Below are 25653 nucleotides of genomic sequence, written 5' to 3' on the forward strand. Positions count from 1 at the left end.
GAGGTCTCCGTGCTGATGGTCTTCTTCGTCGATGAACCATCTACCGGAGACCTCACTATTTATCGGTCACCGCCACGCCGAAACTTCCTCACTCCTGCACCCGCAGCCGACTTCGACACAGGCCCTAGTGGTCGTCTTTTTCCTCGTCTTTTTCCTCGTCCTTCTCCTCGTCCTTCTCCTCGTCCTTCTTCTCGTCGTCGTTACCCTCACTCGGGGGCGGGACGGGCCGGACGGTCTGACCGGCGACGGAGAAATTCGACCGGCAGACGGTCCCGTTGATCGTGAAGATGGTGGGAAGGGAGTTCACCTCTCGGTAAGTCCCGTCCAAGCGAGCGGTGAAGGACTTCTTCGCAGGCAGTGCATCGCCCCGTACCTCCACCGAACGGCCCTTCTGTTTCCATGCACCTGGAGAGCCGCGCAGAAGCCGCTGCTCGCCTGGAAGGTCGAAGGTCAGCCGCCAGGTGTTGATGGCCGTGGTTCCGGTGTTCGAGATGCTGACAGTGCTGGAGAAACGGCCGTTGACGGCCCGCCGGACCGTGTACCGGACACCGCACTCCGGTTTACGCTCGCCCATCCCGGCGACGGCACTGGGCGTGCCAACCACGCCCTGATCCTCTCCCTGACCTGCTGTGTGATTCAGCCAAGCGGCAGCGAATACGCCCGGGAACAGCAGGGCGACAGCGCCAGTGGCCGCGATCTGGCGACGTCTGCTCGGCAACAGTTGTCGCCAGCGGGCTAAAAGCTGCTCGTACGGGCCTGGTGTCAGCAGCCCGACCGCGATCTTGGTCAGGTTGCCGGCACCACCGGTCGTCCGGCCCGGTACAGCGACCTTCGGCGGACCTGCCTCGGCCGTGGCCTCCTGTTGGGACAGCACGAGCGTGGCGGCCGAGAGCCCAGCAACGTCGCTGAGGACCATGGCAACCTCGGCCGCGTCTGGCCGTTGGGCAGGCTCCTTGCCAAGGCACCGCCGACACAACTCCGTCACCTCGGGCGGGAGTTCCTCGATGGGCGGCAAGGCGGCTGGCTCCTGATAGCGGTGCGCGACCAGCATCTGGGTGGTGCTGGAGGCGTGCCACGGCAGATTCCCGGCCAGTGCCCGATAGAGCAACAGACCCAGCGCATACACGTCCGTCGCCGGCTGCACCAACCCTTTCTGCAGCCGTTCGGGAGCCAGGTAGGCCGGTGTACCGAGCAACGGTCCGGCCGAACCATCCGCGTCGCCGGAAGCGGCCGAGAGCCCGAAGTCCACCAACTTGGCCCCTGCCGCGGTCACCATCACGTTGCCGGGTTTGACATCCCGATGAACGACGCCGCGGTCATGGGCGGCCGCCAGCGCGGCGGCGACCTGGGCACAGATCAGCACGGCCAGTCGCCACGGCAGCGCACCGCCGGTCAGCAGTTGTGCCAGCGAGCGGCCCTCAACGACCTCCATGACGACATAGGGCAGCCGACGTCCGGCGCCGTCGGCCGCCTCGCCGTAGTCGTAGACCTCCACGATGTTCGGGTGGCGCAACCGCGCCGCCGAACGAGCTTCCAGCCGGACACGCTGCAGTAGCTGCGGGTCGGCGGCCAGCTCCGGCGAGAGCATCTTGACCGCGACGTCCCGTCCGAGCACCTCGTCGTGGGCCCGCCAGACGACCGACATGCCGCCCGCACCCAGGCGGTCCACCAGCCGGTACCGGCCGTTGAGCAGATGCCCGGTGTCCATGACGTAGCGGTGCCCAGGCGGGCACCGGACGAAACAAGACCCGACGTGTCCGTGCGGCGCCGGCTCGACCAGCAGGGCGGATCAGCGACTGGGCAGGACCTGCACGAGTTGTGCCAGCCCAGCGGCGAGAGTCTGGTAACCGGCGTCGACTCTTCTGAGGAGAGAAGTGTGTCGCTTCATCGGCTCAACAGCACCACGCCGAGAGCAATGGATCCGACCACAAGGATGATTCCCCCAAACATGGCATACGACCACCACGGATCCCAGCGCCTCGACAGGACGGGGACAGGGCGAGTCGGCGAGTTCCATCCGTGCGAGGTCGAGGGCGTGGCATTGGAAACGTTGACGTGGGGCCACCGAGCGGACGACGTGTGGTGTGCTGACTGGGCCATGACAACTCCCTAGGGCGTACCGGCCGGGGGTCCGAGGCTGGTCTGGGCGGGTCGCTGACGCTGACCTCCACCGCGCCGCGCCTACACCACCCTTCCCATCGGCGTGGGAGACGGGACGGGCGTTACACCTGAGTCGTTTCGTACGTCGAGAATCCCGGCTGCCAGCAGCGGCGGCAGGATGCAGCAGGCGGCGCGGGCGGCTCCTGCGAGTCCGGTCATGCTGGTGGGGAGAAGGCGGCGCAGCGGGTCAGCAGGTCTCGGCACGTTCGTTCGTTTCGGCGAGCTCCGCAAAGGGCAGGGGACAGCAGGAGCTGCTGGCACAGGCGACCAGGTCGTCGCAGCCGGCCGAGATGGCGGCGTGCAGGGTGTCGCGGATGACGGCCAGGTCTGCCAACTTCCGTTCCACCTCGACGAGCTTGTCCTTCGCCCGTGCCTGGAGTCCGGCGTCGGGGTGGCCGCTGTGCTGATGTCGGCCCGCGCCGAGCAGGTCGGCGACCTCGTTGAGGGTGAAGCCGAGGCGCTGTGCGGTCTTGATGACCCGCAGCAGGGTGACCGTGTCGGACGGGTAGAGCCGATGCCCGCCCGGCGACCGCTGGGGACGGGCAAGTAGTCCCGGCGCTCGTAGTAGCGCAGCGTCTGCAAGTTGACGCCGGCCGCGTCGGCCAGTTGGCCGCTGCGGAGCCCCGATCCGGTCATTTCCGGCCCCGGACGGGCGTCGCCCGCTCGGCGAGGGCATCGAGGACGTCGACGTGTGCCGCCGGTACCCGGACGTCCAGGGTCAGCGAGTCCGGGCTGGGTCGCACGATGTCGAAAGCGAAGAACGAACAGCAAGATGATTCACGGTCCGTCAGATCCCGCGCTGTCTCCTCCACCTGCTCCGCGCCGTCGAAGTGCAGTCGCAGATGCTGTGCCGACAGCCGGTCGACACGCTGGACCGCATCGCGGAAGAACTGATCGAACTCGGCGAGCCGCAGCGGCCGTTCGTGCGTCGGCAGGGTGCACGCATCCGGCGCCCAGGAGTCATCCGTCGTGACATGTGGGTCGCTCATACCCCGACGGTAAGCCTGTACCTGGGTACCGGATGCAAGCCCCGTCGCCAGGCCGTCAGAGGTCGGACAGAGGCCAACCAATGATGACCATTGGCGACGACGGTTTGCGCAGGTAGCGCAAGTGGCCCAGAGCGTGACCTGCGGCGCGAAGAGTCTCTTACCGGTAGTTGGTGAACTGCAGAGAAACCACCCACCAGCAGCCAAAACGCCGCCATGATCGCCGCTAGGCCGTCGCCAGGCCGTCCGACGCCGACCCGAGCACCTTGTCCACGGCCCGCCGCGTGCGGTCCTCGCTGGTCGGCATGAGGTGGGTGTAGGTGCGCAGGGTGAATCCGGGATCCGCGTGGCCCAGGTACTCCGATAGCGCCTTGACGCTCTCCCCGGCGTCGAGTAGGACCGAGGCGTAGAAGTGCCGCAGGGCGTGCGTTCCGGTGGCCCGGGAAGGCGGCATGCCCGCGCTCGCCAGGGCAACGTGCCAGTAGTCCCGGTTGAACGTGTGGCGGTCCATGGCGACGTTGGTCCGGCCGTGGACGACAAGGTTGACGGTGACCGGAGGGCCGCCTGGCATCTCCCATGGCAGTGTCACCGGAACCGGGGGGAAGTCCTCCAGGTGGCGGGTGAGAGCCGCACCCACCGACCCGGGCAGCGGGATGTCCCGCGTCTTGCGGCCCTTGGGCAGCGCGTAGACGAGCCGGCTATACCTGTGCACCCAGCAACGCTGTGCATCCGACGAGAACTCGCGCTTGCCCTCGGCGGCTGGATGGCGCTACCCGGCGGCGAGGACACCGGACTACTGCTCGCAGCCTCAGTAATCGCCGCCGGGTACTTCATTGACGAACCAGGGTTGCTGTACCGGAAGCACCCCGACCAGATCACCGCACAAGCCGACTGGACTGCGACCGAGGAGTGGCAGCTCCGCATGCAGCTCATCGAGTCCCGGGCGATTGCGCTACGAGCCCTCTTTCTTTCGACCAACGCCTGACCCGGGCAACCGGCGGCGATCGTCGCCCGGAAGTCCGGCCGGACTGCCGGCGATGTCGGGTCTCAGGACGTCCGTGACAGACCGTCTCAGGATGTGGGTGACAATTCCGCCTAGCCGGGTGGTGACGGCTGCTCGGGTGGGCGTCCTCGCGCGCGGGCCGCGTCGGTGACGGCGATCGCTGCTAGGACTGCGGTGGCGGCGAGGGCGGCGAGCAGCGGCGGCACGAACAGCATCGCCGGTGCCAGGGCGGCCAGCACGAGCACGCCGGTCGGCCGATCCCGGGACACGCGGTTGAATACCGTGTGTTCGAACCAGGCGCGCCCGGCCAGGAACAGCACGGGTCCGCCGAGGATGACGGCGACCCAGGCCGGTTGCGTGTGTCCGAGTGGATGGGCGATGACGAGTTCGACGCCGACGGCGGTGGCGACGATGCCGGCCACCATGATCGGGTGGGAGTATGTCGCCGACAAGGCGACGCGGCTCGGGACCGGGGCCGCGGAGACAGCCGCGGCCAACAGTTCCCCGGCGCGGTAGATGTAGATCCGCCAGAACAGCACCGTGGTGGCGAACGACACCACGAGCGCCGCGGTCCGATCAGCCGCGAAGCCGCTGCCACTGAGGGTGGACGCGGTGACCAGGATCAACTCGCCGAGCGCGATGATGAAGAACTGCCGGTAGCGGTCGGCCAGGTGCTCGCCCAGGATGCCGAGATCCGACTTGGTTGAGCGACCCAGCCCCGGTGTGGGCCAGCGGATTGGGAGCGCCACGTAGTCCACGGCCACCGCCAGCGTCCACAGCGCCCCACGCGCCGCACCGTGCGCGGCCGCCCCAGCGATCCACGGCACCGCCGACACACCGAACCAGAACAGCTCCCGGGCGCTCCTGCGCTGCAACTCGTGGCCACGCAGGGCGAGGACGAGGAAGAGTTGGCGGCCGATGTGGATGGCGACGTACCCGCCTGCGAAGACCAGACCTCGCTCGCCGAACGCATCGGGCAGCGCGACCACCATCACCAGGCTGCCGAGCATGGTCGCGGTGACCAGCAGCTGGATCGCCAGCCGTTGCGTGTCGTACAAGTTGGTTGTCCACGCTGTCGTGGTCCAGATCCACCACATGGCCAACAGCAGCACCAGCGTCTGGAAGGCGCCGCTCCACGTAAGTTCCTCGATCAGCCCGTGCGAGAGCTGGACGAGCGCGACGACAAACACCAGGTCGACGAACAGCTCCAGAAAGTTTGTCCGCGTCTCCTCGGGCGTTCGCAGCATCTTGGCGCCGCTCGTCGTCGTCATCAGCTCGCCCGTTCTGCCCGCTTTGTCCCAGGCTTGAAGCATTCGTACCACGCGGCAGCGCCGGTGAATTCGGATATGCGGTCCTGGCCTGGAAACGGGCGGCCCGCGTTACACGGGCGGCTTTCGGTCCAGGCGGCCAGCTCTTCCTTCTACCCGTCACCGCCGGTCCGGATCAGCTCGTCGACCACGGCGTCGGGCCGCTGCTACAGGTGGCGGAGCCCAGGTCCTGATACCGATCCGTGACGCAGGTCCTGAGCCCCGACAGCCGGCTGCCGGCGATGTCGACTGCCGGCGGGCTGCCGGCGATGTTGTGCAAAGTTTCTGTACGTCTTCAAGGCGGCCCTTGACGGGCCGCATGCGCCGCCGCCTGGGCGCGCGCCGGCCGCTGCCGCTGTCGCTCTGCGGCCGTCACGCGTGATGCCCGGCGGCTGGCGCGGGAATGGGTAGCCCGGTGGGCCGCCGCAGGACGACCGGATCGTTGACCGAGTGGTGGGCCGGCAGCCGGCCGGGCCGCGCGGCCACGAGCCCGCGCGGCGTAGGGGAGCGGACGCCGGCCGCGTCGGCGAGCTTGCGACGGTCGCGGGGTTGTGGTCACTGCGCCTCCGGCGGGGGCGCTCCGGCTCCAGGATGGCCGAAGATCGTCGGCGGCTGCGAGGCCGTGGGTGGTTGCGGTAGCCATCCCGCCTGCCCTCGACCCGGCAAAGCCGAGCAGACCGCCGCCCGACCCGCCAGCGTCCGAGCGAGCGGTCAAGGTCCGCTTGACGTGGCGGGCCGGGCGGCCGCCCGCTCCCCGGGAGGGCGGGTCGATGGCAGACGGGATGCAGAAGGTCGATGCGTCCGTCGAGCGAGGACGGCATGCATGCCCAGTTGCCCATGCCAGACCTGAGAGAGTACTTTCGAGACATGTCTCTCACGAATCGCTACGGGGACTTCGAGATCACCGACCCGCAAGCGCTGCGGGCGCTGGCCCACCCAGTCCGGCTGGCCATCCTGGACCACCTCCAGCGGCACGGCCCCTCCACGGCGACCCAGCTATCACCCCACGTAGGCGCCACACCCTCAGTCGTGAGCTGGCATCTGCGGCACCTCGCGTCGTTTGGCCTGATCAAGGGCTGGGATGGTGCGAGCAGCAAACGGGAGCGCTGGTGGCAGGCCGCAGCGAAGGGCTTCCGCTTCAATCTGCCCGACGATGCCGAGGGCCAGAGCGCAGCACGTCAACTGCAAGGCGAGAGGTTCGCGCAGTACGCCGAGCTTCCCCAGCAGTGGCTGTTACAGGACGAGCCCCGACTAGATACCCAGTGGCGGCGGCTAGCCGGCATGGCCGACACCCGCATCGTGGTAACCGCCGAGGAACTCCGCCAGATTGAGGACGCCGTTGAGGAACTCATCGCCCCGTACGTCCAACGCAAGGATCACGAGTCACCTGCCGGTGCTCGTGGCGTACGGACGCTGCGATACGTCATGCCTGAGCCCGGCGCTGATGAATCGTCCCCGGCATGACCGCCGCGACCGCCGCGCCAACGTCGTCCCTGCGGGGCAACCGACGGTTCCGCGCATTCTGGCTCGGCGAAACGATCTCGCAGTTCGGGGACCGGATCACTGAACTGGCCCTGCCGCTGATCGCTGTCACGGTGCTGGCCGCGACGCCCCGCCAGGTCAGCGTTCTCACCGCGCTGATCTGGTTGCCGTACCTACTCGGGATGTTCGTCGGGGCCTGGGTGGATCGGCGCACCCACAAACGCCGCTTGCTCATCGCCGCTGACCTGGCCCGGGCTGCTGTGCTGCTCAGTCTTCCCGTGGCCTACCTGCTCGACGCGGTTACCCTGACCCAGCTCTACGTCGTTGCACTGCTCACCGGCGCCGGGGCGGTGCTGTTCGGCATGGCGTACCAGTCGTTCTTCGTGGTGCTCGTGCCGCCGTCGGCCTACATCGACGCGACGAGCAGGTTGAGCCTGAGCCGGGCCGGCTCATCCGTTGCCGGCCCCGCCGTCGGAGGCGCGCTCGTGCAGGCGCTGACCGCTCCGGTCGCGGTCATCGTAGACGCCGTGTCGTTCCTGGGTTCCGCGCTGGTGATCGGCCGTATCCCGGTGACCGAGGTCCCACCACCGCCGAGCCGGTCATCGACCATTGCCCTGGTCCGTGAGGGCCTCGCGCTGGTGCTGCATCACCCGGTGCTACGCGCCGCGCTCGGTTGCACCAGCACCGTGAACTTCTTCACGTTCATCGCCAACGCGCTACTGGTGTTGTACGCCAGTCGCGAGCTTGACCTGTCGGCGGGCGCCATCGGCCTCGCCTTCGGTGTCGGTGCCATCGGCGCACTAGGTGGCGCAGCCCTGGCGCCACGTGTCTCGCGAGCGTTCGGGGTGGGACGTACCGCGATCATCGGCGCCATCCTGTTTCCCGCGCCACTGGCCCTGATGGCCCTGGCCGGCGGACCGACCTGGGCCAAGATTGCGGTGCTCGCCGTCGTTGAACTGATCTCTGGCATCGGAGTCATGCTCATGGACGTCAACCTCAATGCGCTCATCGCAAAGGTCACTCCGGACGAGGCTCGGGGGCGCAGAGCTGGCGCGTACAGCGCCGTCAACTACGGCATCCGGCCGGTCGGTGCAGTGGTCGGTGGCTGGCTCGGCACGACCATTGGCCTACGCCCCACCCTGATCATCGCCGGCGCTGGAGGAGTTCTCGCAGCGCTCTGGCTGCTCGCCTCACCAGTACGCCGTATCGCGACCATCGACGACCCCACGCCGGCCCCGAAAATGGTCAACGAGCACTAGGTCCAAGCCGTCGCCAGGCCGTCAAAGGTCGATGTGGGACGACTACTGGCGACGCGAAATGCCCAAGTAAACAGGGTGATGATGGGTTTAAGCGGCCGAGCTGGCTAGTCCTTACCTGTAGTTGGTGAACTGCAGCGCCACGCCGAAGTCCTCGCCCTTGAGCAGCGCGATGACGGCCTGCAGGTCGTCCTTCTTCTTGCCGGTGACGCGCAGTTGGTCACCCTGGATCTGGGCCTGGACGCCCTTCGGGCCCTCGTCGCGGATCTTCTTGCTGATCGCCTTGGCCTTGTCCGAGTCGATGCCCTGGATCACCTTGCAGTCGATCTTGAAGACCTTGCCCGAGGAGCGCGGGTCGCCGGCGTCCAGCGACTTCAGCGAGATGTTCCGCTTGATCAACTTCTCCTTGAAGACGTCCAGCGCGGCGCTGACCCGCTCCTCTGTCTCCGCCTGGAGGCTGATCGCCTCCTCGCCCGACCAGGAGATCTCCGCGCCGGTGCCGCGGAAGTCGAACCGCTGCGCGAGCTCCTTCTCCGCCTGACGGAGGGCGTTGTCGACCTCCTGGCGATCGACCTTGCTCACGATGTCGAAGGACGGGTTCGCTGCCATGCTCATGCTCCTGCTGTCCGGCGGTCTGTCACGTACCGTCGTCCGCTGACCAGCGGCACGACCCCCTGACCGTACCCGGTTGCGACGGCCCCGGGGGCAACCGCTATCCTGGGCGTCGCTGCCGCGCGCGAGTGCGGTGGTCTGCCCTGGCGGGTTGCCCGAGCGGCCAATGGGAGCGGACTGTAAATCCGTCGCGAAAGCTTCAGAGGTTCGAATCCTCTACCCGCCACCAGGGATGGCAAGGCCCCTGACCTGCGGAAACGCAAGTTAGGGGCCTTCGTTGTCTTTGTTGCAGTTGACCTTGGTTGCCCTTGGTTGCCCGGTCCATCGGGCACGCAGCGGGCACGAGTCCCTGGAGGACCAACATGGCAAAGGGCAGCGACAAGTCGAGTGGCAAGCGGCACGTCAGTACGCCGAGCGGCGAGTTTCGGCAGGAGACGGTGTCTTCGGCCCAGAAGCCTCCGCGGTCCACAAAACTGAGCCCTGAGGCGCAGGCGTCCGGTAAGTCCGGGTCGAAGAAGACGAAGTAGCGGAGGCAGTCGGGGTGGTCCCGTCCAGCCTCGTCGGGTTGGTGCTGTTCGTCGCACTGCTTGCACCCGGCTTTGCCTACGTTCTGCTTCGAGAGCGGACGACCCCGAGGGGTATCTTCTCGCCCTTCCGCGAGTCGCTCACGGTGGTTTTCGCCAGCGTCGCCTGCCTGGCCGCCGTCGCCCTGTTCCATACGGGTCTACGGGCGTTAATTCCGAATCACACCCTGAACGTTCGCGAGCTGGTCAGGGATCCGGCCAGCTACGCCCGAGAGCACCATGTCAGCGTTGCTTGGTGGTCCTTCGCTCTCCTTGCCAGCGCGGTCGTGATCGGCGTGGCTGCTGCTCACCCTCGCGTCCTCGAACTAAGCAAGACGCTCGGGTTCAGCCGGGTGTTGGGCTCGTTGACGGGCTCAAACGGCGGCAGTATCGACACCAGATCTGCCTGGTACAAGGTCATGCATATGTACGACGAGGAGGGCGCCGGGCGCATCTTCGTGGGTGCTCACATGGACGACGGCAGCTACGTACAAGGCAGGCTGTATTCCTTCAGCCCAGTGCCTGAGGAGACTCAGGACCGGGAGATCTTGCTGTCCGCCCCAATCTCCTTAACCTCCAAGGAGGGGGTGACAGGTCGAGTTGATGCCCAATTCTCGGTGATCTCGGCTCGTCGCATCGTGCGCCTGGACGTGAAGCACTTCGAGCAGGGCGAGGAAGTGGATGAGGCATGGGTGGGCCCTGAATCGAAGGACGGCGACAACGCCCGCCGGTGGTGGCAGTTCAGGCGATGAAAGTCTGAGCTACCGGTTCGGCTAGCGGATCTCCTCGTCGGGCAGTCGTAGACCGTCCAGCATCCCCGGACGGGGTCCAGGTGGAGCGCCCTACCGGACGGAACGACCTGGTCCCCGTCCGGGGAGGCTGGTAGCCCTTGTGGTGCCCGGCGAGGGGATCTGTGGCGGCATCTCTGAGGAGGGTCGGGGTTCGGGGCGGAGCCCCGAGGGTCTTCCAGGTCCTGTTCGTCCCAAGCGTGGCCGGCCGGCCCGGCCGATGCCGGCCGGAGGTCGCCAGCAGGCCGGGGCCGGGCCGGCGCGGCCCGCTTGCGGGCCGCCTTGATTCAGAAGAGGCCAATTCGGCAGTGGGTTCACCGTGCCCGTTGTCCTGTCGCGGGACATGCTTGACAGCGCTCGCGTCCCACCTGATGCCCGACATGATCCTCAAGAGGAGTCGCGGAGGCCCTCACGGTCCGCGACAAATGAGGATGCCTGCGTTCATCGGGGAGAATTGCCGGTCAACTCGTCCGCAACGCTGAACGTGGCACCGCATACGGCACAGCTCATCCGACCAAACAAGTAGGTGAGTGCGGTCGCCACCGACTCGTGGCCCACCCGCATCGCCTCGGCCTGCAGACGCGTGGCCAGCTGCGAGGAAAGCCCGGGCTCTCTGGGAATGGGGCTTGGTCCGCGCCGAGCAGGGGCGCGGCACCTACGTGCGGGCACCCCGCCAGCGGGTACGCCGTCGCAACACCGAGCGGTACCAGTGGGAGAAGGATCGCGTCCTGCTCGACGAGGACGAGCGGGTGAAGACCGGTGCCACCGAGCACGACACCGGCCTGACCGTCGACGATCTGAAGTTCCACGCCGAGTACTCCCAGGTGCAGGCTGATACGGAGATGGCGGCGGCCTTGCAGGTCGAGCCGGGTACGTCGCTGCTTCGCCGGGTCTACTGGACGTCCTCGCGGCACGAGAACGCGCCGCTGACCGTGTCGTACTCCTACCTGCCGTACGACCTCGTGGCCGCGAATCCGGACCTGCTCGACGCGGGCAAGGAGCCGTGGCCGGGCGGCACGCAGCATCAGCTCTACACGCTTGGCATCGAGCTGGACCGGATCGACGACGAGATTCGCGCTCGCCCGCCGTCGCCCGATGAGGCCGAGCTGCTGGACATCGACCCGGGCGTCTCCGTGCTCACCGTGCGAAAGACCTCGACCGACACCACTGGCCGAGTCGTCGAGGTCGCCGACGTGGTGATGCCGGGCGACCGCACCGAGCTTGTCTACTCCCACAAACTCCAGCGGTGGAAAACTTGACGCAGCTCGTCTCGGTCATCACCCCGGTCCACGCGCCCAGCATCGAGCACCTGGCTGGCGCCTATGAATCGTTGGCCAAGCAGGAGATGCCTGACGGGTGGGACTGGGAATGGCTCGTCCAGGAGGACGGGCAGACCGGCGCCCTGGTTGACGCGCTGCCCGATGATCCCCGGATCAGTCTGGGCACCGGCCGTCCCGGTGGGCCTGGTGTTGCCCGTACCCTCGCTCTTTCCCGAGTCTCCGGGCAACTCATCAAGGTCCTGGACGCCGACGACCAGCTGACCCCCGGCGCGCTCGCCCGGGACATCGCCGCGTTCCACGCGCACCCGCAGATCGGCTGGACCACCTCACGGGTACTCGATCTGCTGCCCGACGGGTCGACCGCCGGGTGGGACAAGGACCCCGCCGGCGGGGTCATCGACCGCGGTGCGGTCCTGTCGTTCTGGCAGGCGAACGACTACCGGGCATCCGCGTGCACCCGGCCACCCTGTGCCTCCGGCGGGATGTCGTCTTCGCCCTGGGCGGCTGGATGGCGCTGCCCGCCTCCGAGGACACCGGCCTCCTGCTCGCCGCCAACGCTGTCAGCGAGGGCTACTTCACCCGGGAGTACGGCCTGCTCTACCGCAAGTGGCCCGGCCAGGTCACCAGCCAGGCCGCGCACCGGGAACCGGCCGAGTACCAGGCGCGGATTAGGATCATCGAGGCCAGAGCGAATGCCCTGGCCTCGATGTTGCCGCACGGTCTCGCCGGTAGCGCTACGGCGTAGCCTCGTGCCCCGGCATCCCGTGGGTACGCCGACGTTCCTTCATCTCCGCTTCGTAGATGTGCCGCCGCCCGCCGGCCAGCTTCTCCCGCGCGTCCCGCTCGACTTCCTGGAACGCTGCGTAGTAGCCGTCGTCGAACTCCTCCATGATCTGGAACGTCCATCGCCCGGGTAGCACATTGCGCCCCAACAGCTCGTGCTCTACCCGGTCGGCGGTCTCGTCGTGCCCAGCCTCGCGGAGCAGCTTCACCACTCGGTCAAGGGTGAGATCCGCGCCGCCGACGAGCTGGTGTGCCGAGTACAGGTGCCCCCGCACTCGGTGGATCGTCTCCAGCGCCTTGCTTAATTCCCCTAAAGCCTCAACTGTGATGTCATCTAGTCCACTCGGCCGCGAGTGCTGCTTGTCAGGGCCTTCATGATAGTTTACCCCCATGGGGTTGTTAGTACCCCCTAGCGGGTTGAGCTAACCGTCGGGCAATGGAGATTGCTGCCGATTAGGCGCCTAAAAGGGCGGATCTTCTTTTGATCTCGGCGGCCTTACTTCAAGATTCCCGGCTTCGAATAGAGCCTTGGCGGTGGCGGAGGCAAATGAATTGTATTCTAGCCACGACTTTTCGGCCATGCGTTCGTGCCATCGTGGCTCGTTGATGCGGAGAATCGGAATAGCGTATCCCGGATCTGTTGAAATCAAGTGTGTGGAGGTGATGACCCACTGTGGCGGGCAGTACTGAATTACCCTGGTCAAGGGTTCGAAACTGCCACCCGTAGCAGAGTGGTGAGCTAGCTCCAAGAGTTCCTTAAGGTCGGCGAACATCTTTCCGGGATCGTAAAGCCGGTCGCCGGGATGCTGGTAGGATGCAAGAGACGGAGCTGCGACGTTGCAGCTTCTGAGAAGGAGATCAAAATGACAGTCAATGACGGCGGACCAATGACGTCGACGCAATCGTCACCTAAAGTCGCCATTGTGACCGGCGCAGGATCCGGAATTGGTGCGGCCACTGCTCTGGAACTTGCGTCTTCGGGAATTCGGGTCCTGGGAGTCGGCCGGCGTGAGGAGGCGCTTCGTCGCACCGCGAAGCAGCACTCCCTGATCGACTACGTCACCGCGGACCTTCGTGAACCGACCGCTCCGGACGAAGTCGTCCGTACGGCGGTTGAACGCTGGGGTCGGCTCGACGTGGTAGTAAACAACGCCGGGACCTACCTCCAGGCGCCACTACAGGAAGTCTCCGACGACGCGGTTTCCGACCTCATCACAATCCACATCGTCGCGCCGACCCGCCTCACGAGGGCAGCGCTTCCGCTGCTCAAGGCGAGCCGGGGAAGCGTCGTGAACATCTCCAGCACCTACGGGCACCGCCCTATCCCTGGATCATCACACTACGGCGCGGTGAAGGCGGCTCTGGAACATCTGACTCAATCATGGGCCCTCGAACTAGCGCCGGACGGAATCCGCGTCAACGCCGTCGCCCCCGGACCGACCGAGAGCGAGGTCATCACTGCAGCCGGTTTCACACCGGCAGAAAAAGAAGCGATCGCCGCCGCCCAGATCGAAACGATTCCGCTGCGCCGGCGCGGCACACCAGAGGACATCGCCCGGTGGATCGTCCACCTAGCCGGACCGGACGCCGACTGGGTGACCGGGCAAATCCTGACCGTCGACGGCGGCCTGGAACTGTTGTAACGCACGTGCTTGCCCGATCGTCCAGCAGGTGCCGGGCTGCTGGAAGACCTCCGCGACCGACAGGACGACATCCTGCGGTTCGTCACCGACCTGCGCATCCCACCCACCTCCAACCAGGCCGAACGTGATCTCTGCCCGCCAAGACCCAGCAGAAGATCTCCGGACGGCTCACCAGCGAAGACGTCACCGCCGACCGGTACGCCACCGCCGGCTACATCTCCACCGCCAAGAAGCACGACGCTGATGTCATGACCGCCATCCGTGACGCCCTGACCGGCCGGCCCTGGACACCACCAGCCTGGACACCCGGCTAACCCGCCAGTCACACCACGTCACCGACGGCTACCCAATGGAGTGGCCGTGAATGTTTACGTTCGAATCTCGTATCCTCCCCTCGCTTGAGCAGCACAAACGGAGGGCCGGCCCCGTCAGGGACCGGCCCTCGTCATCTCGTCTTCGCACTAGGCGGCTGGATGGCGCTGCCCGCCTCCGAGGACACCGGCCTCCTGCTCGCCGCCAACGCGGTCACTGCGGGTTACTTCACCCGGGAGTACGGCTTGCTCTACCGCAAGTGGCCCGGTCAGGTGACCAGCCAGGCCGCGCACCGGGAACCGGCCGAGTACCAGGCACGGATGAGGATCATCGACGCCCGAGCCAACGCCTTGGCCTCGATGATTCCGAACGGCTTCGGCGGTCGCTACGGCGTAGCTTCGTGCCCCGGCATCCCGTGGGTACGGCGCCGTTCCTTCATCTCCGCCTCGAAGATGTGCCGCCGACCGCCGGCTAGCTTCTCCCGCGCGTCCCGCTCGATCTCCTGGAACGCGGCGTAGTAGCCGTCGTCGAACTCCTCCACGATCTGGAACGTCCACCGGCCGGGTAGCACGTTGCGCCCCAACAGCTCGTGCTCGACCCGGTCGGCCATCTCGTCGTGCCCGGCCTCGCGGAGCAGCTTCACCACCCGGTCAAGGGTGAGATCCGCGCCACCGACTAGCTGGTGCGCCGAGTACAGGTGACCGCGCACCCGGTGGATTGTCTCCAGGGCCTTACTCAACTCGCCCAACGCCTCGACAGTTGTGTCATCGACACCCGCCGGCCGTGAGTGTTCCTCATCCACTGCTCTAACGTGACCTGGCATAGCCGTCGACATACCCCGAGTCGGTCTTCGCTACCGCGTAGCCACCTTGCCTTGCCTGTCCTCTGACTGGTTCAACGATCCAGCCGGCCCACTTCGTTTCGGAAGAGTGAGACGCTCGGTCGGCTCAGGCTGGGAAAAGCCCTGGGGCGCCAATCTCGTACGGCTCCTCGATCCATACCCCGTCGACGTACCTTGCGCGCAGGAGCTTCTTATCCCAAGTCATCAGCACATCGGCACTGGCCTCCACCGCCGATGCGAGGTGGATCGCGTCGTAGTTGCCCAATCGATACGTGTGGGCGTACCCACGAGCCCGAAGGGCGATCCGCCGTGAGAATTCCATCCGTACCAAGCTGTTGCTGTCCAGCGCGTTTCGGCATTTCCGGTCGAGATCCGGCGGGTAAGGATCGGTATTGCTCCATCCCCGCGCTTCAACGAAAGACAGATCGGAGATGAATACCTCAAGCTTTTCGCCTCTGCGAGGCGCAGCACCGCGGCCACGGGTTCGTACCCGGATTTTTCGGTGATGGCATAGATGATGGTGTCCGAGTCGAGGTAGACCGAGGAGGGGTTGTCAGGACGCGCCACGGATCTCCCTCAGGTAGTCCATCGGGTCCACGCCGCCCGTGAAGTCGCGGTCGAGTCCGATCAGGTCGGTGACGGGCGCTTCGTGAAGCACCTCCAGCGACCGCATCTTGACGCTGACGGGCCGATCCTCGATGTCGCGGGCGAGACGGCCGCCGACTTCGACACGCTTTCCGAGAGCCGCACGGATCTCGTCCGTCTGCGAGGCGTGGGCGCTGTGGCGCTGCCTCTCCGAAGCGGTGGCCTCCCTCGGCGAGCCACCCGAGCACATCCGTACCCGCGTCGCCCCGGCCCGGAGGTAACCGATGTCCCTCAAGAGCTTCTTCCTCGGCACTCACCGCCTCAAGCCGCTGCACATCGAACTCAACGGCTCCCCGGACCGACTCGCCGGTGCCCTGCACGGCCTGGCGCACATGGTCAACCGCCGCCGTGACCTCAACGGTCAGCAGATCTGCATCACCCTGACCGTCCGCGACAACAGGGGCGGCCGATGATCCGCGAACGTGCCGAGTCCGGCGTTCGGGTGCTGATCCTGCTCGCCATCGGCACCATGGCCGGCGCCGCCGCCTTCACCCACGTCCACGACCTGACCGTCGCCCACGGCCAACCCGACTGGATCGGCTGGGCCAACGCCGTAGCGGTCGAGCTGATGGCCATCTACCTCGGCCTAGAGATCCGCGCCCGCCGCCGTGTCAATCGCCCCGTCGGCCTGGTCGGCGTGCTCCTGATCGCGTTCGCGCTGCTCTCCCTTGCCGCCCAGGTCGCCGAAGCCGAACCCTCCGTCTGGGGCTGGATCGTCGCGGCCGTGCCGTCGCTGGCGTTCCTCGCCCTGGTGAAGGTCGTCCTGTCCAGCGAACCCACCACCCCACCGGCACCGGAGCCCGATCAGCCGCAAAGCGGTTGGTACGACGAGCCGCAGCCCGTCGAACCCGCGCCGCCGGCTCCGGTGATGCCGCCGGCATCAGCCGCGGTGCTGCCTCCGATCGGCGCCGCCCGACCCGACCGGCCCCAGGTCGTCGGGATCATCCGATGACGGCTCCGACCCTGCCCAGCCTCGAACCCGCCCCGGCCCCGGTCGCTCCTCGGCCGGGGTCACGGGCGGCCCGCATGGCGCTACCCCGCTCGATCGACGTCCTCAAAGACATCGCCATCGAGTACGGCGTCTGCGTCCGCCCGCTCGCCATGCGCCGCACCGACCTGGACACCGGCCTTACCGAGGTCATTGACCTGCCCTGCGGCGCGACCCGTGAGGACAAGTGCCCGCCGTGCGCCAAGAAGAACCGCCGGCTACGGCAAGCCCAGATCCGCGAGGGCTGGCACCGCGACGACGAGCCACTACCCGGCCCGGAACCCGCGACCGAAGCACAGAAGTCCCTGATCCTCTTCCGCGCACACCTGGAGTTCTCCCGCGACGAGGCCGTACGCGCTGCCCAGTGGGACCAGGTGACCGACCTCGACGAGGCGATCCGCGAGGTCGAGGAAGCCATCGCCGCTGAGGGCCTGCGCGGACGCGTCGGGCCACCCCACGTCACCGACGATGGGGACCAGGACGAGGAGCCCGGCCCACGGCGCAAGCGCTCCACCAAGCGGCGCCAAGATGCCCCCGAGCTGCCCCGGCGCAAGGTCGAGGGCCGCACCGTCGGCAAGACCTACACCGCCCCGGACGGCTCCACCTACCAACCGTCGATGTGGCTCACCCTCACACTCGACTCGTACGGCCCGGTCCGCCCCGACGGCACCCCCGTCAACCCGGCCAGGTACGACTACCGCCGCGCAGCCTGGGACGCCGTGCACTTCCCCCGGCTTCTCGACCGGTTCTGGCAGAACCTTCGGCGGTGCGAGGGCTGGAACGTCCAGTACGCCGGCTGCGTCGAGCCGCAACGCCGTCTCGCCCCGCACGCCCACTTCGCCATCCGGGGCACCATCCCTCGGGACGTGCTCCGCACCGTGGCGGCGGCGACCTATCACCAGGTGTGGTGGCCCTCGGTCGACGTCCAGCGCTACACCCTCGACCGGCTCCCGGTCTGGGACGAGCAGGCGGCGACATGGGTCGACCCCGACTCCCGCGAGCCGTTGACCACCTGGACGGCAGCCCTCGACGCCATCGACGACGACCCGGACGCCGAGCCTGTGCACGTCGTCCGCTTCGGCGCCCAGGTCGACGCCCGCGGCGTCATGCCCGGCACCGAGGACGCCGAACGGACCATCCGGTACGTCACGAAATACATCACCAAGCACACCGGCGACTGCCACAAGGCGACCACCGACCGGCAACGCAAGCACCTCGACCGGCTCTGGCAGCAACTCCAGCTGACCCCGTGCACCGACCGGTGCTCAAACTGGCTGCTCTACGGCGTCCAGCCCCGCAAGGCACACGCCAAGCTCAAGTCCGGCCGCTGCAAGGGCAAGGTCCACCAACGCGGCACCCTCGGCATCGGCGGCCGGCGCATCCTCATCTCCCGCGACTGGTCCGGCAAGACCCTTGCCGACCACAAGCACGACGCGCGGGCCTGGGTACGGGCACTGCTCGGCACCACCACCGACAGCGCCCAGCTCGTCGACGACCAGGGCGACACCACCGAACGGGTCCGGCACGCCTGGGAGCTTGCCCGACCCGACGACCCGGACGTCGGCCCGATGACCCACCGGCTCATGCGATCGATCAGCGAACGCGCCCGCTGGCGATCCGAACTGCTCGCCGCGAAAGACCGGACCGCGCAGGAGTCCGCAGATCTTTCGGCAACTCAGCACAGCGCACAGCACGACGGGGAGGAAACGCAGTGAACGAGGAGTTGTTGACCGTGCCGGAAGTGCTCGCCGAACTGCGCGTACCGCGCTCGACCTGGTTCTACTGGCGGCAGACCGGCAAGGGGCCACGGGTGATCAAGCTCCCGAACGGACAGCTCCGGGTCCGTCGGTCGGCGCTCGGACGGTGGCTCGGCGACCTGGAGCAGGACGCCGCGTGAAGAGCTACGAGGTCCAGATCTGGGAGATTGGTAAACGCGCTGACCGGAAAGCTCGGCCGTGGCGCGTCCGCTGGGCGGTGAGCGGCCAACGCTTCGAGGACATGTTCCGTACCAAGGCGCTGGCGCACTCGTTCCGCGCCGAACTGGTCCAGGCGGCCAACGCGGGGGAGCCCTTCGACCCGGCCACCGGCGGCCCGGTCTCCGAGGCCAGAACCAAGAACCCCACCACCTGGTACGCGCACAGCCGCGCGTACGTCGAGATGAAGTGGCCCCGGGCAGCGGCCAAGACCCGGCGCTCGATCGTCGAGGCGCTGACCTCGATCACGGTCACCCTGACCCGGCCGACAAAGCGGGGCCGACCGACTGACGCCCTGCTCCGTGAGGCGCTGTACCTCTACGGCCTCAACCCACGCCGCTGGTCCGACGAGATCCCGGGGGAGCACGCGGCAGCACTGGCCTGGCTGGAATCCGCGTCGCTCCCGGTCGTTGAGCTGGACTCGCCCGCAATGGTCCGCCGGGTCCTCGACAGCCTCTGCGTACGTCTCGACGGCAAGCCCGCGGCTGCCTCCACCGTGCAGCGCAAGCGGGCCACCTTCTACAACGCGCTCGGGTACGCGGTCGAGCTGGAGCTGATCGACTCCAACCCGGTCGACCGGGTGCAGTGGACGGCCCCCGAGGTCGCGCAGTCCATTGACCGTCGGGTGGTGGCGAACCCAGCCCAGGTCGCCATGCTGCTGGAGGCGGTGAAATCTCTCGGCAAACGCGCCTACAAGGTGACGGCCTTCTTCGGCTGCCTCTACTACGCCGGGATGCGGCCCTCGGAAGCGGCGGACCTGCGGCGGGAGGACTGCGACCTTCCGGGGCGCTGCCTGGACTGCGGAACGGACTTCGACGACCTGGCGGCGGTCAAGTCGTCCGCGTCCTGCGATCACGAGAAGATCGAATACCGCTGGGGCCGCCTGGTGCTCGCGGGGACCGCCCCGCGCGCCGGCTCGCACTGGACGGATGACGGCGGGTCGCATGAGCGGCGCGGGCTCAAGCACCGGGCGCGGCAGGAAACCCGCACCGCCTCGATCCCGCCCCGGCAGGTCGAGCTGCTGTGCGCGCATATCGAGAATCATGGCGTCGGCCCGGACGGCCGGTTCTTCCGGGGCCTGCACGGCGGACCGCTCTCCGAGTCGGTCTATGACCGGTGGTGGAAGCTCGCGCGAGAAAAGGCGCTCACCGAGGCGCAGGTCGCCGCACCCCTCGTACGCCGTCCCTATGACCTGCGTCACGCGGCGGCCTCGCTATGGCTGAATGCCGGCGTCCCGCCGACCGAGGTCGCCCGGCGCCTGGGCCACGGCGTCGCCGTCCTGCTCCGCGTCTACGCCAACTGCATCGACGGGGGAGACGACACCTTGAACGACAAGATCAGCGGCGCGCTCGGGTGAGCGGGGGACTGGTGGAGGATGACTCGATGAGCACCAAGCGGGGTGAGGCGCTGGCCAGAACGGAACGTCTCGTCCTGCGGGAGGTCCGATCGTCCGACCTGCCGGTGCTTGAGCGAATGTGGCGGGACCCGGTGATGCGGCGTTACCTCGGCGGCCCGGTGTCTGACGAGGTGGTGGCCGAACGGCGGGTGAGTGACCACACGGGCGGGCTGATGGTGGCGAGGTGTTCCGGGGAGATCGTCGGCTGGTGCCACCTCGGCCGGTGCCGGACGGGGGACCTGGAGCTGTCGTACGTCTTCCTGCCGGAGTGGTGGGGACGCGGGTACGCCCGGGAAGCGTGTGTGGCGGCCATCGGTCTGGCCTTCGACCGGTTCCCGGACGACGTCCGTCTGATCGCTGTCACCCAGGAGGCGAACCTTCGATCGGTTCGCCTCCTGGAGGCCCTCGGCATGGTCCGGGTAGACGCGTTCGAGGAGTTCGACGCGCGTCAGGTGATGTACGCGATCGACCGCCCGTGGGCAGCGTCCGGGGCGTGGGCAGATGGTGGGCACCGGGACGCGAAAGCGTCGGGCGACGGCGAGAAGCCGCAGCTCAGCGCAGGTGATCGGTGCAAGATCGCGGACGCCCTGTAAATCCGTCGCGAAAGCTTCAGAGGTTCGTCCTCTACCCGCCACCAGGGAACGACAAAGCCCCCAACCTGCGTTCTCGCAGGTTGGGGGCTTTTGTGGTTCCGCGCGGCTGTTTGCCGCCATTGCTCCCGGCTGACTGGGCGATCGGGCACGGAACTGGCACGCGCACCTGGGGGAAGGCTGCTGTGGCTGCTACTTCGACCGGTGACCCTGCCGGTGAGCCTCAGGCGCCAGAGGACGTTCGGACGCTGGCAAGGCTGGCTCGTGCGTCGGAGGACCTGAGGTTGGGGATGGCGGCGCAGCTGGCTCCCACGTTCAAAGCCTTGGCCGAGCCGCACCGGGCGTCGGAGGTGCGGACGTTGGCAAGCCTGTGGATCTCCTGCTCGGGCGGTCGTGGACCGGAGCGCCGCGCCGGACGAGTCTGAATGTCGGTCGTCAAGGGTCGGCGTGGCGACCGAAGGATCATGAGGTCAAGTTGCCCGCCGTGCCGACCTGGGCGATCCGGCGCCGTCAATCCTTGCCGCCACGGTCGGAGCCGGCGGATTCCAGGATCCGGCGCGCCTCTGTCAAGACCTCGATATCGAGCGCTGCCATCGCCGCCGTGCTAGGGCCGACTGGGCCATATCCCAGCATGTCGTACTGATCGTCGAGGGCTGCCAACGGCTCAGCAAGAGGCAGCCGATCGTGGCCGAATGTACGGTGCGCCCAGTCGGCCAGTTCCCGAGAGCTGAGATCACCCGCAAGCGCACGCGAGGCGAGCACCTTCAAGGCAGCTACCTCGGCTTCCTCGCTGTTCTCGGCGTAGAGCGGCGAACCGAGTTCGTCCAACGCCGCCGGCAGGAGGTCACGCAGCTCGGTGTCGGCCTGGCGCACCGATACACCAGCAAGCATTGCCACCGAGGGTCCATCCGCTCCGGCGACCAGGGCATCACAGGCGGCGCGCACCACGTCCAGGGCGCTCCCGTAGCCGACCGCCCAGAGCACGGCAGCGTCGTGAAGCTTCGAAACCGGGTCTCGCGATTTGGTCACCCGGCCATTTGACTGCATCACGCATTCGCCATCCTCTTGCGGTGGGAGTGGATCTCCTCGTCGGGCAGTCGTAGACCGTCCAGCCTTCCCCGGACCGGGACAAGGTGGAGCGCCAGGCCGCGACTCCTCGCCGCAACGCGCTAGCTAGGGCGACGGGGCCTGCCAGACCATTGCGTGACGGCGGCGACTCTCTGGCGAGGCACTTCGTCACGGGCGTCGGCACCTCGAACTGCCGACGCCGTGACGGAATGCCGACCTGGCGGATTCATCGCCGACGACACGGACCCACCTGGCGCGGGGCGGCTTCAGTCGTCGCGTCCGGCACCGCGATCGGGTGCGCTCATGTCCCCCGTCCTGGGCGTGCCATCGGCGAGCCCGTAGCGCAGGTACACGGTGCCCCTCGGACCGGCTACCGGCGGTTCGAGGAGTGTGACGTTCGTGGGCACCGCGCCACCGTCGAACACCTTCTTCCCGACGCCGAGCACGATCGGGTGCACCCAGAGGTCGAGATGGTCGAAGAGCTTCTTGCGCAGGAGGGTCTGCACCAGGTTCAGGCTTCCGACGACCTTCACGTGTTCGTGCCGGTCACGGATCTCGCGCACCGCGCCGGCCAGATCGGGGCCGAGCTGCGTGGACCCGGCCCACGAGAGGTCGGGCCTGCCGCGGGAGGCCACGTACTTCGGGACGCTGTTGAAGAGCGTGGCGATCTCGTTGTCCTCGCCGCCCTCCTGGTACGGCCAGTAGGCGGCGAAGATGTCATACGTCCGCCGGCCGAGCAGGAGGGCGTCCGTGCCCTCGTACGCGGCACCGACCTGCGCCCCGGCGACCTCGTCCAGCAGGGGGGCCTGCCAGCCGCCGAACGGGAACCCCGCCGGGTCCTCGTCGGGGCCGCCGGGCGCCTGCCCGACGAGGTCGAGGGTTGCGAACAGCTCGATGTGGATGAGGCCCATGCCTTACTCCCGATAAGTTGGTTGTCTCGGTCGGAGGTAGACCTGTGGGCGCCGGCAGATTCATCGCTGCGACGGCACCCAGCTTCGTACTTGTCCACCGCCTTGCCCGGTGCATCGGTCACCACCCCGTCCCGCGGTCAGCGTCGTTGCGACGCCCGGCAGCAGGGCTCGGCAGGTATGCCGTGCGCCTTGATCCAGGCCCGCACCTCCAATTCCTCGAAGTCTTCTCGTCGAGTCCACGGGAGTCCAGGCCGATCCGGCGCTACATGGCCCTCTACGGGAACATGGCGGGAACGCGGATCTTGCGAGCGTTGCCCGTCCGCTGGCCTCGGACCAGTTCCTGCCGCCAGCTCGTGATGGTGCCGTTGACCCTCGGCCTGACGGCGCTGCACGACCCGGAAGCCGGGCTCGCCGGTCAGGTCCGCGTCGAGTCGCCGTCCCCGCTGCGGCTGCGGCTCCTGCCCGCCGACGTCGTTCGCGATGTACGTCGAGTCGCCCGCAGGCCGTGGCTGCGCAACAGGCCGACGGCCGGCTCCCCTGAGTGAGCAGGTCCGGGCCGGACCCGAGCGCGAAATCGCTTTTCGGGTCCGCCGGTCGCCGGGCCGGTGTGAGACTGGGCGCGTGTCACCCAGCCGGCGCCCCGGCGCCGGTCGACCCGACCCGGCAGGTGGAGAACATGTCCAACGACAACGAGATCCGCCCCTTCCGGCTCGACACGCCGGAAGAAGCGATCGCCGACCTGCGTCGCCGGATCGCGGCCACGCGCTGGCCCACCCGAGAGCTGGTCACCGATCGCTCCCAGGGCGTGCAGCTGGCGACGGTCCAGGAGCTGGCCCGCTACTGGACGAACGAGTACGACTGGCGCAAGTGCGAGGCGAGACTGAACGCGCTGCCCCAGTTCACGACCGAGATCGACGGGATCGAGATCCACTTCATCCACGTCCGGTCACGGCATGAGAATGCGCTGCCGCTGATCATGACCCATGGCTGGCCCGGCTCGGTCGTCGAGCTGCTGGGGACCGTCGGCCCGCTGACCGACCCGACCGCTCACGGCGGCACCCCCGAGGACGCATTCCACCTCGTGCTGCCGTCCCTGCCTGGCTACGGCTTCTCGGGCGAGCCGACCGAGCTCGGCTGGGAGTCCGGTCGCATCGCACGGGCGTGGGCGGTGCTGATGGACCGCCTCGGCTACCCGCGCTACGTCGCCCAAGGAGGCGACGTGGGCGCCAACGTCACGGACGCGATGGGCCGCCAAGGACCGGAGGGGCTGCTCGGCATCCACATCAACTTGCTATCCGGGGCGATCGCTCTCAAGGACCGACTGCCGACGGAGTCCGCGCAGGAACGCGCGGCGCTCGACGCGCTCAATACGTTCACGACGGACGGCTTCGGCTACTTCCTGGAGCAGTCCACCCGGCCGCAGACGATCGGCTACTCCCTGCTGGATTCACCCGTCGGGCTGGCGGCCTGGATGCTCGACCACGACACGGACAGCTACTACAAGATCTCCCGCGCGTTTGTCAACGGCGAGCCCGTGGGCGGCCTCACCCGGGACACTATCGTCGACAACATCACGCTGTACTGGCTGACGGGCACCGGCGCCTCGGCCGCCCGGTGGTACTGGGAATTTGGCCGGTTCCGGGCCGCAGCCAGTGCGGCCGGCCAGGCTCCTCCGCCGGTCTCGGTTCCGGTCGGCTTCACGACGTTCCCCGGCGAGCTCTGGGCTGCCCCGCGCAGCTGGGTCGAGACGGTCTACCCCGGCGTCGCCTACTTCAACGAGGTGGACAGCGGCGGCCACTTCCCCGCCTGGACGGAGCCGGAGCTCTTCTCCACCGAGGTGCGGGCCGCGTTCCGGCCGCTGCGGAAATCCTGAGCCCGCTCTGGTTCGCGTGACCCTCCTGGTCAGTGGGCCACCGGGCCCTTTCGTCAGCCCACTCCGGCAGGCGCGCTCCTATCCTGGCCAGATGGAGCTGGAGTTCAGCGGCGAGGTGTGGTTCTGGAAGGGCCCGGCGCCCTGGCACTTCGTCACCGTTCCGGACGAGGACTGCCTGGAGCTGAGCGTGACCGCCGCGTCCGTGAGCTACGGCTGGGGCATGGTGCCGGTCACGGCCCGGATCGGGCGGACCCGGTGGACGACGTCGCTGTTCCCCAAGGACGGACGGTACGTCGTGCCGGTGAAGGCGGGCGTCCGAGCGGCCGAGCGGCTCAACGTCGGAGACCTGGTGACGGTCCAGCTCGTGGTCGACGGGTGAGCAGGCGGCACCCCGCTTGCCGGCCGCCGGCCCTGCGCGGCACGCCCCGCACATTCAGCGGACTGATCGGCCCGAGGTGGCTGACCCGCAGCGGCGCCCGAGGGGCCTGATCTGCGAAGAAGCGGGTTGGTGGCCCTCGTCCTGTCCGCCGACGCCGACGGGTGAGCGTATTCACGTCGCTTACTGTCGGCTAAGGGCTGGCGCTTCTGCGTCGCGTAGAGCATTCTGACGGTCGTGGATGTGTCGGCGGTCGGTGGAGCGCCGGTCGACCGATTCCTCGCCCGGCTTCACCCGCCCGGCTGCGGCGGCCGGAGGCCGCGGGCTCCCGGGGAGAGCTGAGACCGGTCCGGGGCGTACCACCGCCTCCGTCGCTTCTGACCGGATCTTCTGACTGGCCGGCTCTCGGGGCAAAGGTCCCACTCGCCAGAGGACGATGGGAATCGCGGCTAAAGACGGAAGACGCGTCATCTGTGCGCTGCTCACGCCCGCAGGTCGCCCCGGCTGGTGACTTGTCGTCAGCCGTCCGAACCGGCCGGTACGGACCACTCCGATGGGCCGTCCGTCGGCTTTGCGGGTCGACCCGCTTGTGGCACGATCGTGGAATCTTCACCTCCGACAACCCTGCCGACAGGAGCACGCGAATGTCTGGTCGAAGGCTGGCCCGGCGGGTCAGCGTGATGCTCATGCTGGTCGCCCTCGCCGCTGGTTTCGGCACGGGGCTGGTCGGCGACGGGGTCGGCGAGGTCCGGACCCTCGACTTCGTCTGGACGGCGCCGCCGGCCAACTAGCTCTGTCGGCGGGCGCCCCGGGTGCT

Annotated in this window: 28 protein-coding genes, 1 tRNA gene and 1 pseudogene; 18 read left to right on the top strand and 12 right to left on the bottom strand. The window is 67.9% G+C overall.

Annotated elements, in window-relative coordinates; translation table 11 throughout:
• Positions 1–124: 124 nt before the first annotated feature.
• The 4 genes from KBX37_RS08840 to KBX37_RS08855 form a co-directional block, all read right to left on the bottom strand.
• Entirely contained in the window at positions 125–1708 is a 1584-nt protein-coding gene (locus KBX37_RS08840) for a serine/threonine-protein kinase (RefSeq protein ID WP_210775427.1), read from the bottom strand.
• 639 nt (positions 1709–2347) lie between these two features.
• On the bottom strand, positions 2348–2836 hold the full coding sequence (locus KBX37_RS08845; protein WP_247657467.1) for a MerR family DNA-binding protein: 489 nt from the start codon (positions 2834–2836) through the stop codon (positions 2348–2350).
• Complete coding sequence (locus KBX37_RS08850) at positions 2793–3149, bottom strand: hypothetical protein (protein WP_210775428.1); 357 nt, start codon at positions 3147–3149, stop codon at positions 2793–2795. The genes KBX37_RS08845 and KBX37_RS08850 overlap by 44 nt, the downstream gene beginning before the upstream one ends.
• A gap of 223 nt (positions 3150–3372) precedes the next feature.
• The gene (locus KBX37_RS08855) at positions 3373–3783 is read right to left on the bottom strand and encodes a tyrosine-type recombinase/integrase (RefSeq protein WP_374103708.1); all 411 of its coding nucleotides are present in this window, start codon (positions 3781–3783) and stop codon (positions 3373–3375) included.
• Here KBX37_RS08855 and KBX37_RS35915 point away from each other — a divergent pair.
• On the top strand, positions 3676–4131 hold the full coding sequence (locus tag KBX37_RS35915) for a hypothetical protein (RefSeq protein WP_374103709.1): 456 nt from the start codon (positions 3676–3678) through the stop codon (positions 4129–4131). The two genes, KBX37_RS08855 and KBX37_RS35915, sit on opposite strands and share 108 nt — an antisense overlap.
• 110 nt (positions 4132–4241) lie before the next feature.
• Here KBX37_RS35915 and KBX37_RS08865 read toward each other — a convergent pair whose 3' ends face one another.
• Positions 4242–5420: a low temperature requirement protein A gene (locus KBX37_RS08865; RefSeq protein ID WP_247657468.1), complete on the bottom strand. Its 1179-nt coding sequence runs from the start codon at positions 5418–5420 to the stop codon at positions 4242–4244.
• 903 nt (positions 5421–6323) lie between these two features.
• Between KBX37_RS08865 and KBX37_RS08870 the strand changes: the two genes are divergently transcribed.
• Both KBX37_RS08870 and KBX37_RS08875 read left to right on the top strand, forming a co-directional pair.
• Positions 6324–6920, top strand: a complete 597-nt coding sequence (locus tag KBX37_RS08870) for a helix-turn-helix transcriptional regulator (protein ID WP_210775431.1) — start codon at positions 6324–6326, stop codon at positions 6918–6920.
• Positions 6917–8197 (top strand): MFS transporter, encoded by a 1281-nt coding sequence (locus KBX37_RS08875; protein WP_210775432.1) that lies wholly within the window; start codon positions 6917–6919, stop codon positions 8195–8197. The genes KBX37_RS08870 and KBX37_RS08875 overlap by 4 nt, the downstream gene beginning before the upstream one ends.
• Before the next feature lie 111 nt (positions 8198–8308).
• On the opposite strand, the gene KBX37_RS08880 is transcribed toward KBX37_RS08875, so the two are convergent.
• Positions 8309–8803 (bottom strand): YajQ family cyclic di-GMP-binding protein, encoded by a 495-nt coding sequence (locus KBX37_RS08880; protein ID WP_210775433.1) that lies wholly within the window; start codon positions 8801–8803, stop codon positions 8309–8311.
• Positions 8804–8951: 148 nt separating this feature from the next.
• Here KBX37_RS08880 and KBX37_RS08885 point away from each other — a divergent pair.
• The 5 genes and pseudogenes from KBX37_RS08885 to KBX37_RS34305 all read left to right on the top strand — a co-directional run bounded on the left by KBX37_RS08885 (position 8952) and on the right by KBX37_RS34305 (position 12182).
• Positions 8952–9035, top strand: a tRNA-Tyr gene (locus tag KBX37_RS08885).
• A gap of 312 nt (positions 9036–9347) precedes the next feature.
• On the top strand, positions 9348–10121 hold the full coding sequence (locus tag KBX37_RS08890; protein ID WP_307849008.1) for a DUF6338 family protein: 774 nt from the start codon (positions 9348–9350) through the stop codon (positions 10119–10121).
• Between the two features lie 662 nt (positions 10122–10783).
• Positions 10784–11416, top strand: a complete 633-nt coding sequence (locus tag KBX37_RS08895; RefSeq protein WP_247657469.1) for a GntR family transcriptional regulator — start codon at positions 10784–10786, stop codon at positions 11414–11416.
• Positions 11404–11688 (top strand): annotated as a pseudogene (locus KBX37_RS34300) (glycosyltransferase); the annotation flags it as partial. The gene KBX37_RS08895 and the pseudogene KBX37_RS34300, both read left to right, overlap by 13 nt.
• Before the next feature lie 200 nt (positions 11689–11888).
• A complete protein-coding gene (locus tag KBX37_RS34305; protein WP_247657486.1) occupies positions 11889–12182 on the top strand; it encodes a hypothetical protein in 294 nt (97 codons plus the stop codon).
• On the opposite strand, the gene KBX37_RS08905 is transcribed toward KBX37_RS34305, so the two are convergent.
• On the bottom strand, positions 12172–12612 hold the full coding sequence (locus KBX37_RS08905) for a hypothetical protein (protein ID WP_210775435.1): 441 nt from the start codon (positions 12610–12612) through the stop codon (positions 12172–12174). The two genes, KBX37_RS34305 and KBX37_RS08905, sit on opposite strands and share 11 nt — an antisense overlap.
• Before the next feature lie 471 nt (positions 12613–13083).
• Here KBX37_RS08905 and KBX37_RS08910 point away from each other — a divergent pair, with 471 nt between their 5' ends.
• The gene (locus KBX37_RS08910) at positions 13084–13863 is read left to right on the top strand and encodes an SDR family NAD(P)-dependent oxidoreductase (RefSeq protein ID WP_247657470.1); all 780 of its coding nucleotides are present in this window, start codon (positions 13084–13086) and stop codon (positions 13861–13863) included.
• 697 nt (positions 13864–14560) lie between these two features.
• On the opposite strand, the gene KBX37_RS08920 is transcribed toward KBX37_RS08910, so the two are convergent.
• The 3 genes from KBX37_RS08920 to KBX37_RS08930 all read right to left on the bottom strand — a co-directional run bounded on the left by KBX37_RS08920 (position 14561) and on the right by KBX37_RS08930 (position 15896).
• A complete protein-coding gene (locus KBX37_RS08920) occupies positions 14561–15010 on the bottom strand; it encodes a hypothetical protein (RefSeq protein ID WP_210775437.1) in 450 nt (149 codons plus the stop codon).
• Between the two features lie 112 nt (positions 15011–15122).
• Positions 15123–15512: a PIN domain-containing protein gene (locus KBX37_RS08925; protein WP_307849009.1), complete on the bottom strand. Its 390-nt coding sequence runs from the start codon at positions 15510–15512 to the stop codon at positions 15123–15125.
• A 57-nt stretch (positions 15513–15569) separates the two neighbouring features.
• Positions 15570–15896: a hypothetical protein gene (locus tag KBX37_RS08930; protein ID WP_247657471.1), complete on the bottom strand. Its 327-nt coding sequence runs from the start codon at positions 15894–15896 to the stop codon at positions 15570–15572.
• Here KBX37_RS08930 and KBX37_RS08935 point away from each other — a divergent pair.
• Genes KBX37_RS08935 through KBX37_RS08960 form a run of 6 tightly spaced genes read left to right on the top strand, consistent with a single transcriptional unit; the run spans position 15886 to position 20611 of the window.
• Positions 15886–16074 carry a hypothetical protein gene (locus KBX37_RS08935; RefSeq protein WP_210775438.1) on the top strand — a complete coding sequence of 63 codons (189 nt, stop codon included), beginning with the start codon at positions 15886–15888 and terminating at the stop codon, positions 16072–16074. The genes KBX37_RS08930 and KBX37_RS08935 overlap by 11 nt on opposite strands.
• Entirely contained in the window at positions 16071–16613 is a 543-nt protein-coding gene (locus KBX37_RS08940) for a DUF2637 domain-containing protein (RefSeq protein ID WP_210775439.1), read from the top strand. Before KBX37_RS08935 ends, KBX37_RS08940 begins: the two co-directional genes overlap by 4 nt.
• Positions 16610–18364, top strand: coding sequence for a replication initiator (locus tag KBX37_RS08945; protein ID WP_210775440.1), 1755 nt, complete (start codon positions 16610–16612; stop codon positions 18362–18364). The genes KBX37_RS08940 and KBX37_RS08945 overlap by 4 nt, the downstream gene beginning before the upstream one ends.
• Positions 18361–18546 carry an AlpA family transcriptional regulator gene (locus KBX37_RS08950; protein ID WP_030329852.1) on the top strand — a complete coding sequence of 62 codons (186 nt, stop codon included), beginning with the start codon at positions 18361–18363 and terminating at the stop codon, positions 18544–18546. Before KBX37_RS08945 ends, KBX37_RS08950 begins: the two co-directional genes overlap by 4 nt.
• Positions 18543–19979, top strand: coding sequence for a tyrosine-type recombinase/integrase (locus tag KBX37_RS35585; RefSeq protein WP_210775441.1), 1437 nt, complete (start codon positions 18543–18545; stop codon positions 19977–19979). The genes KBX37_RS08950 and KBX37_RS35585 overlap by 4 nt, the downstream gene beginning before the upstream one ends.
• 26 nt (positions 19980–20005) lie before the next feature.
• Positions 20006–20611, top strand: coding sequence for a GNAT family N-acetyltransferase (locus KBX37_RS08960; RefSeq protein WP_210775442.1), 606 nt, complete (start codon positions 20006–20008; stop codon positions 20609–20611).
• A gap of 507 nt (positions 20612–21118) precedes the next feature.
• Here KBX37_RS08960 and KBX37_RS08965 read toward each other — a convergent pair.
• On the bottom strand, positions 21119–21637 hold the full coding sequence (locus tag KBX37_RS08965) for a hypothetical protein (protein ID WP_210775443.1): 519 nt from the start codon (positions 21635–21637) through the stop codon (positions 21119–21121).
• A gap of 305 nt (positions 21638–21942) precedes the next feature.
• Positions 21943–22587 (bottom strand): dihydrofolate reductase family protein, encoded by a 645-nt coding sequence (locus tag KBX37_RS08970; RefSeq protein ID WP_210775444.1) that lies wholly within the window; start codon positions 22585–22587, stop codon positions 21943–21945.
• Positions 22588–23263: 676 nt separating this feature from the next.
• On the opposite strand from KBX37_RS08970, the gene KBX37_RS08975 reads away from it, so the two are divergent.
• The 3 genes from KBX37_RS08975 (at position 23264) to KBX37_RS08985 (ending at position 25627) form a co-directional block, all read left to right on the top strand.
• Positions 23264–24460 (top strand): epoxide hydrolase family protein, encoded by a 1197-nt coding sequence (locus tag KBX37_RS08975; protein WP_210775445.1) that lies wholly within the window; start codon positions 23264–23266, stop codon positions 24458–24460.
• 91 nt (positions 24461–24551) lie between these two features.
• The gene (locus tag KBX37_RS08980; protein WP_210775446.1) at positions 24552–24839 is read left to right on the top strand and encodes a DUF1905 domain-containing protein; all 288 of its coding nucleotides are present in this window, start codon (positions 24552–24554) and stop codon (positions 24837–24839) included.
• 641 nt (positions 24840–25480) lie between these two features.
• Complete coding sequence (locus KBX37_RS08985; protein WP_210775447.1) at positions 25481–25627, top strand: hypothetical protein; 147 nt, start codon at positions 25481–25483, stop codon at positions 25625–25627.
• Positions 25628–25653 lie beyond the last annotated feature (26 nt).

It is taken from the genome of Micromonospora sp. U56 (assembly GCF_018070095.1).
Classification (GTDB): Bacteria; Actinomycetota; Actinomycetes; order Mycobacteriales; family Micromonosporaceae; genus Micromonospora; species Micromonospora purpureochromogenes.